This is a genomic window from Rhodococcus baikonurensis (genome assembly GCF_040489275.1).
Lineage (GTDB): Bacteria > Actinomycetota > Actinomycetes > Mycobacteriales > Mycobacteriaceae > Rhodococcus_F > Rhodococcus_F baikonurensis.
On record NZ_JBEUOQ010000006.1, the window covers coordinates 119548 to 134960 of the forward strand.

Below are 15413 nucleotides of genomic sequence, written 5' to 3' on the forward strand. Positions count from 1 at the left end.
TCATGACTGAGACACCGCCTGTGCGACTGACGGCGTGGGTTCACGGATACGTTCAAGGCGTCGGGTTTCGCTGGTGGACCAGGGCTCGCGCTCTCGAACTCGGATTGATCGGATATGCGTCGAACCAACGCGACGGTCGAGTGCTCGTCGTGGCAGAAGGCGAACGCACGCAGCTCGAGCGTTTGTTGGAGTTGCTGCGCTCGGGAACCACCCCGGGCTCGGTGGATCTCGTGGTCGACAGCTGGGACCCCGCAAGGGGTGACCTGACAGGGTTCGTCGAACGCTGACCTGTTTGGCGGTAAAGTTTCCCCCCATGCACCTCAAGAGTCTGACACTCAAGGGATTCAAATCCTTTGCGTCGGCAACGACTCTTCGGTTCGAGCCGGGGATCACCTGTGTCGTCGGCCCGAACGGCTCGGGTAAATCCAACGTCGTCGATGCGTTGACCTGGGTGATGGGCGAGCAGGGCGCGAAAGCCCTGCGCGGCGGCAAGATGGAAGACGTCATCTTTGCCGGCACCTCCGGTCGAGCACCGCTGGGCCGCGCCGAAGTGACCCTGACCATCGACAACGCCGACGGCGCGCTCCCGATCGAGTACTCCGAGGTGTCGATCACGCGCCGCATGTTCCGCGACGGCGCGGGGGAGTACGAGATCAATGGTTCGTCCTGCCGCCTGATGGACGTCCAGGAACTGCTCAGCGACTCGGGTATCGGCCGCGAAATGCATGTCATCGTCGGGCAGGGACGGCTCGCCGCGATCCTCGAATCCCGCCCCGAGGATCGACGCGCCTTCATCGAAGAAGCCGCGGGAGTCCTCAAACATCGCCGCCGCAAGGAAAAAGCGGTGCGCAAGCTCGATTCCATGCAGGCCAATCTCGCTCGACTCAGTGACCTCACCGCGGAACTGCGTCGGCAACTCAAACCGCTGGGACGCCAAGCCGAGGTTGCTCGGCGAGCACAGACGGTCCAGGCTGACCTGCGTGATGCAAAGATGCGGCTGGCCGCTGACGACTTGGTGACCCGTCGAATTCAACTGAACGACCAGGCGCAGGACGAGAAAGCGGCCCGTGAACAGCACAACCAGGTGGCGGCCGCGCTCGACGAGGCCAACCTCGAACTCGGGCGTCAGGAGCAAGCTCTCGCTCGACTGACTCCGGGATCGGAAGCCGCCGCGCAGAGTTGGTTCCAGCTCTCTGCGCTTGCCGAACGAGTCAACGCCACCGTGCGCATCGCCCGCGAGCGTGCACGCCATCTCGACTCCGAACCCGTCGGCAACCGCGGCCAGGACCCGGAAGAGATGGAAGCGCGAGCCGAACGTCTTGCGGCCGAGGAGGCCGAACTCCTCGAAGGCGTAGAAATCGCGCGAGCGGCGGCGGAAGCTGCTCGGGACCAGCTGGCAGCCACCGAAGATGCTGCAGCAGAAGCGGAACGGGCGCACATGGCGGAAGTTCGTGCCGTCGCCGACCGCCGTGAAGGACTTGCTCGACTCTCCGGCCAGGTCGACACTCTGCGTACCCGCGTCGAATCCGTCGACGCGGAAGTTTCTCGACTGACCGAGGCGATCGACGAGGCCCGTCTGCGTGGGGATGCCGCACAAGCCGAGTTCGACACGGTGCAGGAAAGCATCGGGGACCTCGACGCCGGTGAAGTCGGCCTCGACACCAATCATGAACGGGCAGTCGAAGCTCTCGAGATGATCGACGCACGCGTCGAAGAACTTCGCGAGGAAGAAAAGACGAGCGGGCAACGCATCGCTTCGCTCCGTGCGCGAATCGAAGCGCTGTCGATGGGCTTGCAGCGCAAGGACGGTGGCGGCTGGCTGCTCGAACACCGGCGCGGCGACGGCATTACCTCGCTTGTCGGATTGATTCACGTCGAACCCGGCTACGAAATTGCAATCGCTGCCGCGATGGGGCCGGCAGCGGACGCCGTCGTTGCGCAGTCGTTGGATTCGGCTCGCTCGGCTGTCGGGGCACTGGCCGCTCAGGACGGTGGGCGTGCGTCACTGATCGTGAGCGGTGAACCGGCGATCGAACGCGAGAGCGAGATCGCACCGGGCAGCCGTCATGCCGTCGACGTCATCGACTGCCCTGACGAGTTGCGTGCCGGATTGACCGCAATCCTCGATGGCGTCGTCCTCGTCGAAACTCTCGATGACGCGATTCGAGTTGTCGCTGACCACAAGGGAATTCGTGCAGTGACGCGTTCCGGCGATCTGCACGGCCCGGGGTGGATGATCGGCGGGTCGGATCGGCAACCGAGCACGCTGGAGGTACAGGCGGCGATCGACGCGTCAACGGCGGAGTTGACGGCCACGGAAAGCCGATCCGAAGAACTCGACGCTGCGCTGTCCGGCGCGCTGGCCGAACAGGCTGCTCGACGCGAGACCGCGGAGCAGACCTTGGCCGCGCTCAACGAATCGGACGCTGCCATGTCCGCCATCTACGAGCAGTTGGGCAGATTGGGGCAAGCCGCGCGCGTGGCCCACGCGGAATCCGAGCGATTGACCGCCCAGCGAGTGCGTGCCGAGGAGGGCCGCGGTGAGTCTCTGACGAAGCTGGCAGACCTGGAGGAACGACTCCGTGTCGCCGAAACCGACGGCAGCGCACCGGGGCACGGCGCGGAATCGACCGCTGCCGATCGTGAAATGGCCGCAGCCGCGTTGGCGGAAGTACGCATCGTCGAAATGGATGCCCGCCTTGCCGTGCGCACCGCCGAAGAGCGCGCGGAATCCGTACGCGGAAAGGCTGATTCGCTTCGCCGCGCCGCTGCTGCCGAACGAGAGGCGCGGATTCGTGCCGAACGGGCGCTGCGCGCCAGAGCGCACGCTGCGGAAGTTGCAGCTGCTGTCGCCGAATCGGGACAGCGTGTGGCGGCCGAACTCGAGACCGTCGTTGCCGCAGCTCTTGCTCACCGCGACGAGTTGGCTCGGGCACGCTCCGAGTGCACGGCGAAGCTGGATCAGGTCCGCGAGATCGTCCGGGCACTGACCGGACAGCTCGCTTCACTCACCGACGCCGTCCATCGCGACGAGGTTGCGAAGGCTCAGGCAGCGCTGCGCATCGAACAACTCGAGGAGTCGATCCTCGATCAGTACGGTATCGGCCTCGACGATCTGATCGCCGAGTACGGACCCGACGTCGAACTGCCGCCGACCGCCCTCGAAATCGAGGAGTACGAGCAGGCCAAGGAGCGCGGGGAGCAGGTCACCGCCCCCGCTCCGCTTCCGTACGACCGTGCGACTCAGGAACGGCGCGCCAAGCGGGCGGAGAAGGACCTCGCCACCCTCGGCAAGGTCAATCCGCTGGCGCTCGAGGAATTCGCAGCGCTCGAGGAGCGGTACACCTTCCTCTCCACTCAGCTCGAAGACGTCAAGACCGCACGCAAGGACCTTCTCGCCGTGGTCGCAGACGTGGACGCACGAATTCTGCAGGTGTTCACCGAGGCCTATGCCGACGTCGAGCGGGAGTTCGTGGGCGTGTTCGAGAAACTGTTTCCCGGGGGAGAAGGACGACTGGTTCTCACCGACCCGTCGGACATGCTCACCACAGGCATCGAGGTCGAAGCCCGTCCGCCCGGGAAGAAGGTCAAGCGGTTGTCGTTGCTGTCGGGCGGCGAGAAGTCGTTGACCGCGGTGGCCATGCTGGTCGCGATCTTCCGGGCACGCCCGTCCCCGTTCTACGTCATGGACGAGGTCGAGGCGGCGTTGGACGACACCAACCTGCGGCGGCTGATCGGACTCTTCGAACAATTGCGGGAGAAGTCGCAGTTGATCGTGATCACCCACCAGAAACCGACGATGGAAATCGCCGACGCGCTGTACGGCGTCAGCATGCGCGGCGACGGCATCACCACCGTGATTTCGCAGCGACTTCGCGGTCAAGACATGGCCTCTACGTAAGCCCTGCTCACTTTCCGGGTCGGAGCCTGAAACAATGGGCCGGTGACTACCCAGGCTTGGATCATCATCGCGGCTGTAGCGGCCGTACTACTCGTCGTTCTCGTTGCCGGATTCCTGCGCTACCGCAAGGGGCAGGTTTCGCTGAAGGCGCCCGAGACGAAGCCGGAGCTCGGCGCCCCCGAGAAGGACAAGTCAGGCGGCTACAAGGCCGGCGGCGGGTTCAACTTCAGTCAGGGGTCGACGGCAACAGCGCCACCTCCGGTGGTTCCGACACCTCCGTTGGCGGAGAAGCCGCCCGTCGTCGAAAAGCCGGTTGTCGAAGAACCGATCGTCGAAGAACCGGTTATCGAGGAACCAGCTGTCGCGGAACCGGTTGTCGAAGAACCTGTTGCGGAGAAGCCGGCCGTTGTCGAGGAGCCGGTAGTAGAAGAGGCACCGGTAGCAGAACCGGTTGTCGAAGAACCTGTTGTCGTTCCCGAGCCTGTTGTCGTTCCCGAACCTGTCGTCGTTCCCGAAACCGTCGAGCCAGCACCGCGCGTACTGGACGAGATCGACCCGACCGAGGGTCGGCTGGACCGACTGCGCGGGCGCCTCTCTCGCTCGCAGTCGGCAGTCGGCAAGAGCTTGCTGGGTCTGCTCGGTGGCGGCGATCTGGACGAGGATTCGTGGGAAGAAGTCGAGGACACCCTCCTCATCGCGGACCTCGGCTCCGCGACAACGGAGAAGGTCGTCACGAAGCTTCGTGAGCAGATGGCGGCCCGCAGCGTCCGGACCGAGGCTGCCGCCCGCGCCCTGCTGCGCGAGGTGTTGATCGCCGAACTGCGTCCCGAGCTGGACCGCTCCATTCGCGCCTTGCCGCACGACGATCACCCGGCTGTTCTGCTCGTCGTCGGCGTCAACGGGACGGGAAAGACCACCACAACCGGCAAGCTGGCTCGCGTGCTCGTCGCCGACGGTCGTCGCGTCGTGCTCGGTGCCGCGGACACGTTCCGCGCCGCCGCTGCTGATCAGCTCCAGACGTGGGCCGAGCGTGTCGGCGCTGAAGTTGTTCGTGGCAAGGAGGGTGGAGATCCCGCTGCGATTGCCTTCGACGCGGTCTCACGGGGCATCGCGGACGGCGTCGACGTGGTCCTCATCGACACCGCCGGCCGCCTTCACACCAAGACCGGTCTGATGGACGAGCTCGGCAAGGTCAAGCGGGTCATCGAGAAGAAGGCCTCGGTCGACGACGTTCTGCTGGTTCTCGATGCGACGGTCGGCCAGAACGGACTCGCGCAGGCACGAGTGTTCGCGGAGGTCGTGGACATCACCGGCGTCGTACTGACCAAGCTGGACGGAACTGCCAAGGGCGGAATCGTCTTCCAGGTTCAGCATGAACTGGGTGTGCCGGTGAAGTTGGTCGGTCTCGGTGAAGGCGCCGACGATCTGGCGCCGTTCGAGCCGGGTGCGTTCGTCGACGCCCTGCTGGGCTGACGCCGCGGTGCGCCTTTTCGGTAGCGCGAACCACCGAAAAGGCGCACTGGGGGCGTAGAACCCCCTGGCGAAACCTGTTTGCAACAAAGTTGGGCAATTGGTTCACGTCTGCGAAACGCGACAGCGCCATGGACGAAACACCAGCCCAGCACTCTTCTCCTTAACGACGTGCTGTCCGGCACGTGCGACTAGGAGGTAGTAAGTGAGTACCGACGATTTGTTGGCGAACTCCGGTAACGCCGCATGGATGCTGATGGCTGCATCTCTGGTCTTGCTGATGACACCCGGCCTCGCTTTCTTCTACGGCGGGATGTCTCGGTCCAAGTCCGTCCTGAACATGATGATGATGTCCTTCGGGGCAATGGCCGTCATCGGCGTCATCTACGTTCTGTGGGGATGGTCGATGTCCTACGGCACCGAGAACATCGGGGGCATTTTTGCCAACCCGTTCGAGTTCTTCGGTCTCAAGAACAGCATCACCGATGCTGACGGCAACTTCATCGCCGGCGCCTGGGGCTACCCCAACGTCATCGACATCGCGTTCCAGGTGACGTTCGCGATCATCACCACCGCCCTCATCAGTGGCGCCCTGGCCGAGCGAGTCAAGTTCGGCACCTGGCTCCTGTTCTCGGGTATCTGGGTCACCGTCGTCTACTTCCCCCTCGCACACATGGTGTGGGGCGGCGGACTCCTTTCGGGCTCCGAGGACGGCATCGCGGCAAAGCTCTTCGGCACCACGGTCAACGACGACGGAGTCACCGTCGCCAACGTCGCTCCGATCGACTTCGCCGGTGGCACAGTCGTTCACATCAACGCGGGTATGGCCGGTCTGGTCCTCGCTCTCATCGTCGGCAAGCGTCTCGGCTTCGGCAAGACCGCCTTCCGTCCGCACAACCTGCCCTTCGTGATGCTCGGCGCCGCACTGCTCTGGTTCGGTTGGTTCGGCTTCAACGCCGGCTCGGCATTCGCCGCCGACGGAAACGCCGGTCTCGCCTGGGTCAACACGACCACCGCGACGTGTGCCGCAGTCCTGGCCTGGCTCGCTACCGAGCGTATTCGTGACGGTCACGCCACCAGCCTCGGCGCAGCTTCCGGTGCGGTCGCCGGTCTGGTCGCCATCACTCCTGCTGCCGGTGCGCTCAACCCTGTCGGTTCCATCTTCCTCGGCGCCGTTGCCGGCATCCTGTCCGCTCTCGCAGTCGGCCTGAAGTTCCGTTTCGGCTTCGACGACTCGCTCGACGTCGTCGGTGTTCACCTCGTCTCCGGCCTGTGGGGCACGATCGGTATCGGATTCTTCGGCACCGCAACCGGCCTCTTCTACGGCGGCGACTACAAGCAACTGGTGGTTCAGATCGTGATCGCACTCGCAGCACTCGTCTTCACCGGCGTTCTGACGACGATCATCGGCTTCGCACTCAAGCCCCTGGGCTGGCGAATCTCGGCCGAGGACGAGGCACGCGGCATCGATGAGACCGAACACGCAGAGACCGCATACGACCTCGCGTGATCAGCACGTGATTAAAGTGAATTCAGGCACTTCAGAGTTTGGAAAGGGATGAGCACATGAAGCTGATCACAGCAATCGTCAAGCCGTTCACGCTCGAGGACGTCAAGACCGGACTCGAGCAGGCCGGAGTGCTGGGAATGACAGTCAGCGAAGTTCAGGGCTACGGCCGACAGAAGGGCCACACCGAGGTGTACCGAGGCGCGGAGTACTCCGTGGACTTCGTACCCAAGGTCCGGGTGGAGGTCGTCGTCGACGACGCGGCCGTGGACAAGGTGGTCGAGGTGATCGTCGAGGCCGCTCGAACCGGCAAGATCGGCGACGGCAAGGTGTGGGTCTCGCCAGTCGAGTCGGTCATCCGGGTTCGCACCGGGGAACGCGGTGGCGATGCACTCTGACCCGAAAGGGTCCGAGAACTTCGGCCCTGGTTCCGTCGCGAAAGCGACGGGGCCAGGGCCGGTCTCGTCAGGGGGATCCGACGAAGCTGCGGACCTGGCCCGCGCACGCAAGGCCCTACTCACCGGAGGCGTCAAGAACAGGAGGCTCGACGCCCCCTCGCTGCGACATGCACTGGTCGATCTGCACGAATTCTGGTTGACCACCAAGGGGACCGAACTGGGCATCAAACCGGATTGTGGGTTCGCCATCGTCGCCGTGGGTGGTCTGGGCCGACGCGAACTGTTGCCGTATTCCGATCTCGATCTGATTTTGCTGCACGACGACATGGACCCAGCGGTCGTGGCCCAGGTCGCGGACAGCCTGTGGTACCCGCTGTGGGACGCGCACATCAAACTCGACCACAGCGTGCGGACGCTTCCGCAGGCGCTTCAGGTTGCGGCTACCGACATGACGGCGGCACTCGGAATGCTCGAAGCACGCCACATTGCCGGCGATGTGGAACTGAGCAACCTGTTGATCAGTGGTGTCCGTCGACAGTGGCGAATGGACATCCGCAGCCGATTCGACGAACTGATCACCCAGACCCGTACGAGGTGGGAGCGCAGCGGCGAGATCGCCCATCGCGCCGAACCCGATCTCAAGAGCGGACGTGGCGGACTGCGTGACGTCCAACTGCTCAACGCCCTGTCCATCGCGCAATTGACCGACGGGATGCCGGGGCTGGGTCCCAACTCGCCCGGCGGCGGTCTGGCACTTGCGCACAGGCGGTTGCTCGACGTGCGCACCGAACTTCACCGCGTTGCCGGTCGCGCTCGCGATCAACTGCGAGCGCAGGACGCCGACGAAATCGGTGCGGCGCTGCGGATCGGTGATCGATTCGACCTGGCACGCCTTCTCAGCGAATCGGCGCGCACCATCAGCTATTCGGTGGACGTCGGTATCCGTACCGCCGGAAACTCCTTGCCCCGTCGTGGTTTGTCGCGGCTGCGTCGCGCGCCGGTGCGGCGGCCACTGGACGAGGGCGTCGTCGAGCATGCCGGCGAAGTAGTTCTGGCGCGCGACGCGAGACCGAAGAAGGATCCCGGTCTGGTGATGCGGGTCGCGGCAGCGGCGGCCACCAACGGCATGCCCATCTCCGCGTCGACTCTCAACCGCCTGGCCGACAATGCCCCGGAATTGCGCGAGCCGTGGCCGAAGAATGCGGTCAACGATCTCCTGGTCGTGCTCGGTTCGGGATCGCGTGCCGTTCCGGTGATCGAGGCGATGGACCGGACCGGGCTCTGGGGTCGACTACTGCCGGAGTGGGGCACCATTCGCGATCTTCCGCCGCGCGACGCCGTCCATACGTGGACGGTGGATCGCCACCTCGTCGAAACTGCCGCTTATGCAAGCGGATTCACCACGCGCGTCGCCCGGCCGGACCTGCTCATGCTCGGTGCGTTGATCCACGACATCGGCAAGGGGCGAGGGGGAGACCACAGCGTCGTCGGCGCCGAATTGGCCACCGCGATCGGAAATCGCTTGGGACTCTGGCCTTCCGACGTCGCGACGTTGACGGCGATGGTGCGCTATCACTTGCTGCTGCCGGAAACCGCGACCCGTCGCGACCTCGACGATCCGGCAACCGTGCAGCGAGTGGTCGACGCACTCGAAGGGGACGGGACCCTTCTCGATCTCCTGCATTCGTTGGCGGAGGCGGATTCGCTGGCCACCGGGCCTGGCGTCTGGGGCGACTGGAAGTCGTCTCTGATCGGTGAGCTCGTGCGTCGATGCCGTTTGCTGATGGCGGGGGAGGACCTCCCACAACCCGATCCACTCGCTCCCGAGCAGTTGGCCATCGCCGAGGAGGGCGGGGTTCACGTCTCGCTCGTGCCGGCCGAGAATCCGCACACCTACGTCGTGACGGTCATCGCGCCCGACGCTCCCGGGCTGCTGTCTCGGGCTGCCGGAGTTCTGGCGCTGCAGTCGTTGCGGGTGCATTCCGCATCGCTGGGGTCGCATGCGGGTTCGGCGGTCAACTCGTTTGTCGTCACGCCGAGATTCGGCACACCTCCGCAGGCGGTGTTGCTCAGGCAGGAATTGATCCGCGCTTCGGCCGGCGAGCTGAATCTGCTCGAACTTCTCGACGCCAAGGACGAGGAGGCACGGGCGGAGCAGTGGGACGACCCGATCCAGACCAACAAGGATTCGGCGGTTCCGGTGCTCTATTCGCAGGCGCCGCCGCGGGTCATCTGGTTCGACGCGCCCGGTGACGGTCACGCGATCCTCGAATTGCGTACCGAGGACCGCGTCGGCCTGCTCTGCCGACTGGCCGCAGCACTCGAACACAGTGGTGCCGACATCCGATGGGCGAAGGTCGCCACGTTGGGTTCCTCGGTGGTCGACGCGTTCTGCCTCGACTTCGGTGAGGCGGATACCCGCGCGGCGCGAGAGCGCGTCGAGGAGGCAGTGCTGGCGGTGGTTCCGGTGCCACAACCGAAGAAGAAAGAGGATTGACGGACCGGTTTCGGCAGTTACGCCCGCATCGGCTGGGATCGGTGCGGGCGTAGCGGCTAGGCTGGTGCCCGAGAATATCCACGGCTAACTCGCACGACCTTCAGGAGCGCACTCGGTGTTCGAATCCCTTTCCGACAGATTGACCGGATCTCTCAAGGATCTGCGTGGCAAGGGTCGTCTGTCCGGCGCCGATATCGACGCTACGGCCCGCGAGATCCGCCTTGCCCTGCTCGAGGCCGACGTCGCGCTTCCGGTAGTGCGTAGCTTCATCGCCAAGATCAAGGAACGCGCCAAGGGCGCCGAGGTCTCGGGTGCACTGAACCCGGCGCAGCAGGTCGTCAAGATCGTCAACGAAGAGCTGGTCGAGGTTCTCGGCGGCGAAACCCGTCGACTCCAGTTCGCCAAGACTCCGCCGACGGTCATCATGTTGGCCGGTCTACAGGGTTCCGGTAAGACCACGCTGGCCGGAAAGTTGGCCAAGTGGCTCAAGGATCAGGGGCACACACCCCTTCTCGTTGCCTGCGACCTTCAGCGTCCCGGCGCCGTCACTCAGCTCCAGATCGTCGGTGAGCGTGCAGGCGCTGCGGTCTTCGCGCCGCATCCCGGCACCTCCATCGGCGGTGGCGAGAACGCACTGGGCGTTTCCGCAGCCGACCCCGTCGAGGTCGCCCGCGCCGGTGTCGAGGAAGCCCGCAACAAGCATTACGACGTCGTGATCGTCGACACCGCCGGTCGTCTCGGCATCGACTCGGAGTTGATGGCGCAGGCCGCCGGTATCCGTGACGCCGTCAACCCGGACGAGACCATCTTCGTTCTCGACGCCATGATCGGTCAGGACGCGGTCAGCACTGCCGACGCTTTCCGTGAGGGAGTCGGCATCACCGGCGTCGTCCTCACCAAGCTCGACGGCGATGCCCGCGGTGGCGCCGCACTGAGCGTGCGCGAGGTCACCGGCCAGCCGATCCTCTTCGCGTCCACCGGCGAGAAGCTCGAAGACTTCGACGTCTTCCACCCCGATCGCATGGCCAGCCGGATCCTCGGCATGGGCGACGTCCTGAGCCTCATCGAGCAGGCCGAGCAGGTTTTCGACGCCGATCAGGCCGAAGCGACCGCAGCCAAGATCGGTTCCGGCCAGCTCACCCTCGAAGACTTCCTCGATCAGATGATGGCCGTCCGCAAGATGGGCCCGATCGGCAACCTCCTCGGTATGTTGCCGGGTGCCGGCGGCATGAAGGACGCGCTTGCCAACGTCGACGAGAAGCAACTCGATCGCATTCAGGCAATCATCCGCGGTATGACGCCCGCCGAGCGCGACGATCCGAAGATCATCAACGCCTCGCGCCGTCTGCGTATCGCGAACGGTTCGGGCGTCAAGGTTTCCGACGTCAACCAGCTGGTGGATCGCTTCTTCGAAGCTCGCAAGATGATGGCTGCCATGGCCGGCCGTATGGGCATGCCCGGCGCACGCAAGCAGGTTCGCAGCAAGAAGGGTAAGAAGGGCAAAAAGGGTGGCAAGGGCCCGACGCAGCCCAAGATGCGCGGAGGATTCCCCGGTATGGGCGGATTCCCGGGTATGCCCGGCGGAATGCCGGCCGGTATGCCCGACCTGTCGAACATGCCCAAGGGTCTCGATCAGTTGCCGCCCGGACTGGAAGGCATCGATCTCTCCCAGCTCAAGCTGCCCAAGAAGTAGTCGGTGGCTGCGCTTCATCTCCGGGGTATCGGTCTGCCCGATGCCGAGCCGATCGAATTGTGGATCGTCGACGGGCTGATTTCCTTCGAGCCGGTGTCCGGTGCGGAGACGATCGTCGAATCGAGTTGGATTACACCGGGTCTCGTGGATGCGCACTGTCACGTGGGCATCCGCTACGGCGGTGGTGGGGGCGAAACCGTCGACGGCTTGCTGGGGCAGGCGAAGACCGAACGTGACGCGGGTGTGCTGTTGCTCCGCGACGCCGGATCACCGGTCGACACCAGGTTCGTCGACGAGCGCCTCGACCTGCCGCGGATTATTCGCGCAGGCCAGCACATCGCGGCACCCAAGCGATACATCCCGGGCCTGCCGGTCGACCTGGACGACGAATCTCAGCTGCCGGCCGAGGTAGTGCGTCAGGCACGCGCCGGTGATGGTTGGGTCAAGCTCGTCGGGGACTGGATCGACCGTTCCATCGGTGACCTCGCCCCGTTGTGGAGCGACGAGATCCTGGTCGAGGCCATCGCTGCCGCCCATGCCGAGGGCGCAAAGGTCACCGCTCACGTCTTTGCCGAAGACGCCCTGCCCGGCCTGATCAACGCCGGCATCGACTGCATCGAGCACGGAACCGGATTGACGGACGCGACCATCGAGTTGATGGTCGCTCACGGCACGGCCCTGGTTCCGACGCTGATCAACATCGCTACTTTCCCCGAGATCGCGGACTCCGCCACGCGGTATCCGATCTACGCCGCGCACATGCGCGATCTGCACACGCGTCGACACCAGACGATCGGTGCCGCTCACGAGGCCGGGATTCCGATCTATGCCGGAACGGACGCAGGCGGATCGATCAGGCACGGGCGGATCGCCGACGAGATCGCCGAACTCGAAGTTGCCGGATTGACCGCTCACCAGGCGTTGGGCGCAGCGAGCTGGGACGCGCGGAGTTGGTTGGGTGCGCAGTGCATCGAGGAAGGAGCGCCCGCCGACCTGGTGGTTTACTCCGAAGATCCGCGCGGAAACCCCGATGTGCTCGCGAAGCCGACGCGTGTCATCCTCCGCGGCGCCCCCGTGAGTGGTTAGGGAGTCCCCGCACTCTCGAAGCGCGCACAGGGTGGTTTCCGAACGAGCCCACCCATCTGGCACAATGGACCATTGTTCGTCGCAACCGGTTACGTACCGCTGCGACGGTCACAGGATAGAGGCAAAACCGGGCTCACAAATCGTGTGGGTCGCTGAATTGCACGTGACATGCGCAGCACTGTTGTGCGCGCTGAAGGAGAACTGCAGCTGTGGCTGTCAAAATCAAGCTCACCCGCCTCGGCAAGATCCGCAACGCTCAGTACCGCGTTGTCATCGCCGACTCGCGCACCCGTCGTGACGGCCGTGCGATCGAGACCATCGGCAAGTACCACCCCAAGGAAGAGCCCTCGCTGATCGACATCGATTCCGAGCGCGCTCAGTACTGGCTGTCCGTGGGCGCACAGCCCACCGAGCCCGTCGAGGCACTCCTCAAGATCACCGGTGACTGGCAGAAGTTCAAGGGCCTGCCGGGCACCGAAGGCACCCTGCGCGTCAAGGAAGCCAAGCCCACCAAGCTCGAGCTCTTCCAGGCTGCGCTCGCGCAGGCCGAGAACGAGCCGGTTGCAGAAGCAATCACCCCCAAGAAGAAGAAGGCTGCAAAGGCTGACGAGGCCAAGGCAGAAGACTCCGCGGCTGACGCCGAGGCTCCCGCTGCAGACGCCGAGGCTGCTGACAAGTGAGTGCCGTCGTCGCTGATGCGGTAGAGCATCTCGTGCGTGGCATCGTCGCCAATCCCGACGATGTGCGTGTCGAGCTGATCACCGGACGTCGGGGACGGACCGTCGAGGTGCACGTGCACCCCGACGATCTCGGCAAGGTCATCGGTCGGGGTGGTCGCACGGCGACCGCTCTGCGGACCTTGGTCTCCGGCATCGGTGGCCGCGGTATCCGTGTTGATGTCGTCGACACCGATCAGTAGACGGCAGTAAACAGGTGGAACTCGTAGTCGGTCGTGTCGCGAAGTCGCATGGCATCAAAGGTGAACTGGTAGTCGAGGTTCGTACAGACGAGCCCGAGGATCGTTTTGCCGTAGGTTCCGTGCTGCGTGGCCGCAAGCCGCGCGAGTCCACACTGAAGTCGTACACAGTGGAAGCCGCCCGGGATCATTCCGGGCGGCTTTTGCTGCGCCTCGAAGGCGTCAGTGACCGCGGCGACGCAGATGCGTTGCGCGGCACACTGTTCGTCATCGACAGCTCCGAACTCGAGCCTTCGGATGATCCGGACGAGTTCTACGATCACGAACTCGAAGGGCTGAAGGTCGTCCTCACCGACGGTACCGAGGTCGGTTCGGTCATCGAGGTATTGCATTCCGCGGCAGGCGAATTGCTTTCGATTCGCCGTACCGGTGAGACGTCCGGTGAATTGCTGATCCCGTTTGTCGCCGCCATCGTCACCTCGGTGTCGATTGCCGACGGCGTCGTGGTGATCGAGCCTCCCGAGGGACTGCTCGACCCGGATTTCGGCGACAAGTCGAACAGTGACAATTCGAACTCAGACAACGACTGATCGTTTGTCATGCGTCTCGACGTCGTCACCATTTTTCCCGAGTATCTCGAACCGCTTCGTGCTGCCTTGCTGGGCAAGGCAATCGAACGTGGCTTGATCTCGGTCGACGTCCACGATCTTCGGTCGTGGACCCATGACGTACACAAAGCCGTCGACGATTCCCCGTACGGCGGCGGACCCGGCATGGTCATGAAACCCACCGTCTGGGGCCCGGCACTGGACGACGTGATCGGGCGCTCCGATTCTTCCGGCCCGGATGATGCCGAGACCATTCTGGTGGTGCCCACTCCCGCCGGCGTTCCGTTCACCCAGGAGACCGCGCACCGCTGGTCCACCGCCAAGCACCTTGTCTTCGCCTGCGGCCGATACGAAGGTATCGATCAACGGGTTTTCGACGACGCCGCCAAGCGGGTCAGGGTCGAAGAAGTCAGCATCGGTGATTACGTCCTGATCGGCGGTGAAGCAGCCGTGCTGGTGATGGTCGAGGCTGTTGTGCGACTGATGCCCGGCGTTCTCGGCAATCAGCTGTCACACCAAGAGGATTCGTTCTCCGACGGTCTTCTCGAAGGGCCTAGTTACACTCGCCCGGCTGTGTGGCGCGACCTCGAAGTTCCGCCGGTTCTGCTTTCCGGTGATCACGCGAAGATCAAGGCTTGGCGCCATGAGCAGTCGCTGCAGCGCACGGCCGAGCGTCGACCGGATCTTCTTCCTTAGGTATTTCGCTTCAACCAGGTGATGCTTGCGCCGTCGTCGAGCGATTCGGTTGCAGTCGGTGTGAACAGTGTCGGCGCGTAGTCACCTCTGATCATCGGTATGCCTGCGCTGGCGACAACCGGATACCTCTTGATGATCAACTCGTCGATCTCCGGTAGTAGTTCGCCGGCGAGAGTTCCGCCTCCGCACAGCCAGATATGCTGTCCCTCTTCTCCTTTGAGGGATTTGATCGCTGCCAGTGGGTCGGTGCGAACGATGGTGACCGCGGGATCCTCGGCGTCAGGGAGGGTGCTGGAGACGACGAACTGGCGCAGGTGTGCGAAGGGGCTCCTCACGCCGGCGGTCAGCCCGGGCTCGTAAGAGCCGCGGCCCATGATGACCGTATCGAAGGTTCTGTTGGGCGCGTCCTCGATTCCGAGAGCGGGCCGCACATGCGTTGGCACGGTCTCGGGATATCGATCGCGTATCCAGGCCGTGATCTGTTCGGATACCGGAAAGAAATCGAATTCGCCGTCTGGTCCCGCGATGTAGCCGTCGAGAGAAGCTCCCACGTAGTACACAAGCTTTCGCATCTTGACGCTCCGTTCGTAGTACTATGTTTGTAGTGGTTCAACTTAGGGTCGTGTCAGGAGTGATGTCAA

General features: G+C 64.2%; 13 protein-coding genes. 12 read left to right on the forward strand and 1 reads right to left on the reverse strand.

The features are described from left to right. The first annotated feature begins 2 nt into the window (after nt 1–2). From ABWI03_RS16080 to trmD, 12 genes are all read left to right on the forward strand, one after another. On the forward strand, nt 3–287 hold the full coding sequence (locus ABWI03_RS16080) for an acylphosphatase (RefSeq protein ID WP_200315347.1): 285 nt from the start codon (nt 3–5) through the stop codon (nt 285–287). A 26-nt stretch (nt 288–313) separates the two neighbouring features. Next, complete coding sequence (smc, locus tag ABWI03_RS16085) at nt 314–3901, forward strand: chromosome segregation protein SMC (protein ID WP_298780323.1); 3588 nt, start codon at nt 314–316, stop codon at nt 3899–3901. A gap of 42 nt (nt 3902–3943) precedes the next feature. Then, nucleotides 3944–5374 (forward strand): signal recognition particle-docking protein FtsY, encoded by a 1431-nt coding sequence (gene ftsY / locus ABWI03_RS16090; RefSeq protein ID WP_298780320.1) that lies wholly within the window; start codon nt 3944–3946, stop codon nt 5372–5374. Between the two features lie 247 nt (nt 5375–5621). Beyond that, nucleotides 5622–6881, forward strand: a complete 1260-nt coding sequence (locus ABWI03_RS16095; protein WP_042450902.1) for an ammonium transporter — start codon at nt 5622–5624, stop codon at nt 6879–6881. A 56-nt stretch (nt 6882–6937) separates the two neighbouring features. Continuing rightward, the gene (locus ABWI03_RS16100) at nt 6938–7276 is read left to right on the forward strand and encodes a P-II family nitrogen regulator (protein WP_003942772.1); all 339 of its coding nucleotides are present in this window, start codon (nt 6938–6940) and stop codon (nt 7274–7276) included. Beyond that, entirely contained in the window at nt 7266–9773 is a 2508-nt protein-coding gene (locus ABWI03_RS16105; protein ID WP_095969233.1) for a [protein-PII] uridylyltransferase, read from the forward strand. The genes ABWI03_RS16100 and ABWI03_RS16105 overlap by 11 nt, the downstream gene beginning before the upstream one ends. 115 nt (nt 9774–9888) lie before the next feature. Next, entirely contained in the window at nt 9889–11466 is a 1578-nt protein-coding gene (gene ffh / locus ABWI03_RS16110; RefSeq protein ID WP_003942713.1) for a signal recognition particle protein, read from the forward strand. Between the two features lie 3 nt (nt 11467–11469). Next, nucleotides 11470–12552, forward strand: coding sequence for an amidohydrolase family protein (locus ABWI03_RS16115; protein ID WP_298780314.1), 1083 nt, complete (start codon nt 11470–11472; stop codon nt 12550–12552). Nucleotides 12553–12761: 209 nt separating this feature from the next. Beyond that, nucleotides 12762–13232 carry a 30S ribosomal protein S16 gene (rpsP, locus tag ABWI03_RS16120; protein ID WP_298780311.1) on the forward strand — a complete coding sequence of 157 codons (471 nt, stop codon included), beginning with the start codon at nt 12762–12764 and terminating at the stop codon, nt 13230–13232. Next, on the forward strand, nt 13229–13471 hold the full coding sequence (locus ABWI03_RS16125) for an RNA-binding protein (RefSeq protein ID WP_003939023.1): 243 nt from the start codon (nt 13229–13231) through the stop codon (nt 13469–13471). The genes rpsP and ABWI03_RS16125 overlap by 4 nt, the downstream gene beginning before the upstream one ends. Nucleotides 13472–13485: 14 nt before the next feature. Next, complete coding sequence (rimM, locus tag ABWI03_RS16130; protein WP_021343908.1) at nt 13486–14058, forward strand: ribosome maturation factor RimM; 573 nt, start codon at nt 13486–13488, stop codon at nt 14056–14058. A gap of 9 nt (nt 14059–14067) precedes the next feature. After that, on the forward strand, nt 14068–14772 hold the full coding sequence (gene trmD, locus ABWI03_RS16135; protein WP_095969235.1) for a tRNA (guanosine(37)-N1)-methyltransferase TrmD: 705 nt from the start codon (nt 14068–14070) through the stop codon (nt 14770–14772). Here the strand turns inward: trmD and ABWI03_RS16140 are convergent. Further along, entirely contained in the window at nt 14769–15344 is a 576-nt protein-coding gene (locus ABWI03_RS16140) for a dihydrofolate reductase family protein (RefSeq protein ID WP_298780305.1), read from the reverse strand. The two genes, trmD and ABWI03_RS16140, sit on opposite strands and share 4 nt — an antisense overlap. Nucleotides 15345–15413 lie beyond the last annotated feature (69 nt).

Bases quoted from the DNA above. Each gene is read 5' to 3' on its own strand.
- ABWI03_RS16100 (WP_003942772.1), top strand. From the start codon at position 6,938: ATGAAGCTGATCACAGCAATCGTCAAGCCGTTCACGCTCGAGGACGTC.
- ABWI03_RS16140 (WP_298780305.1), bottom strand. From the start codon at position 15,344: ATGCGAAAGCTTGTGTACTACGTGGGAGCTTCTCTCGACGGCTACATC.
- ABWI03_RS16105 (WP_095969233.1), top strand. From the start codon at position 7,266: ATGCACTCTGACCCGAAAGGGTCCGAGAACTTCGGCCCTGGTTCCGTC.
- trmD (WP_095969235.1), top strand. From the start codon at position 14,068: ATGCGTCTCGACGTCGTCACCATTTTTCCCGAGTATCTCGAACCGCTT.
- smc (WP_298780323.1), top strand. From the start codon at position 314: ATGCACCTCAAGAGTCTGACACTCAAGGGATTCAAATCCTTTGCGTCG.
- ABWI03_RS16095 (WP_042450902.1), top strand. From the start codon at position 5,622: ATGCTGATGGCTGCATCTCTGGTCTTGCTGATGACACCCGGCCTCGCT.
- ABWI03_RS16080 (WP_200315347.1), top strand. From the start codon at position 3: ATGACTGAGACACCGCCTGTGCGACTGACGGCGTGGGTTCACGGATAC.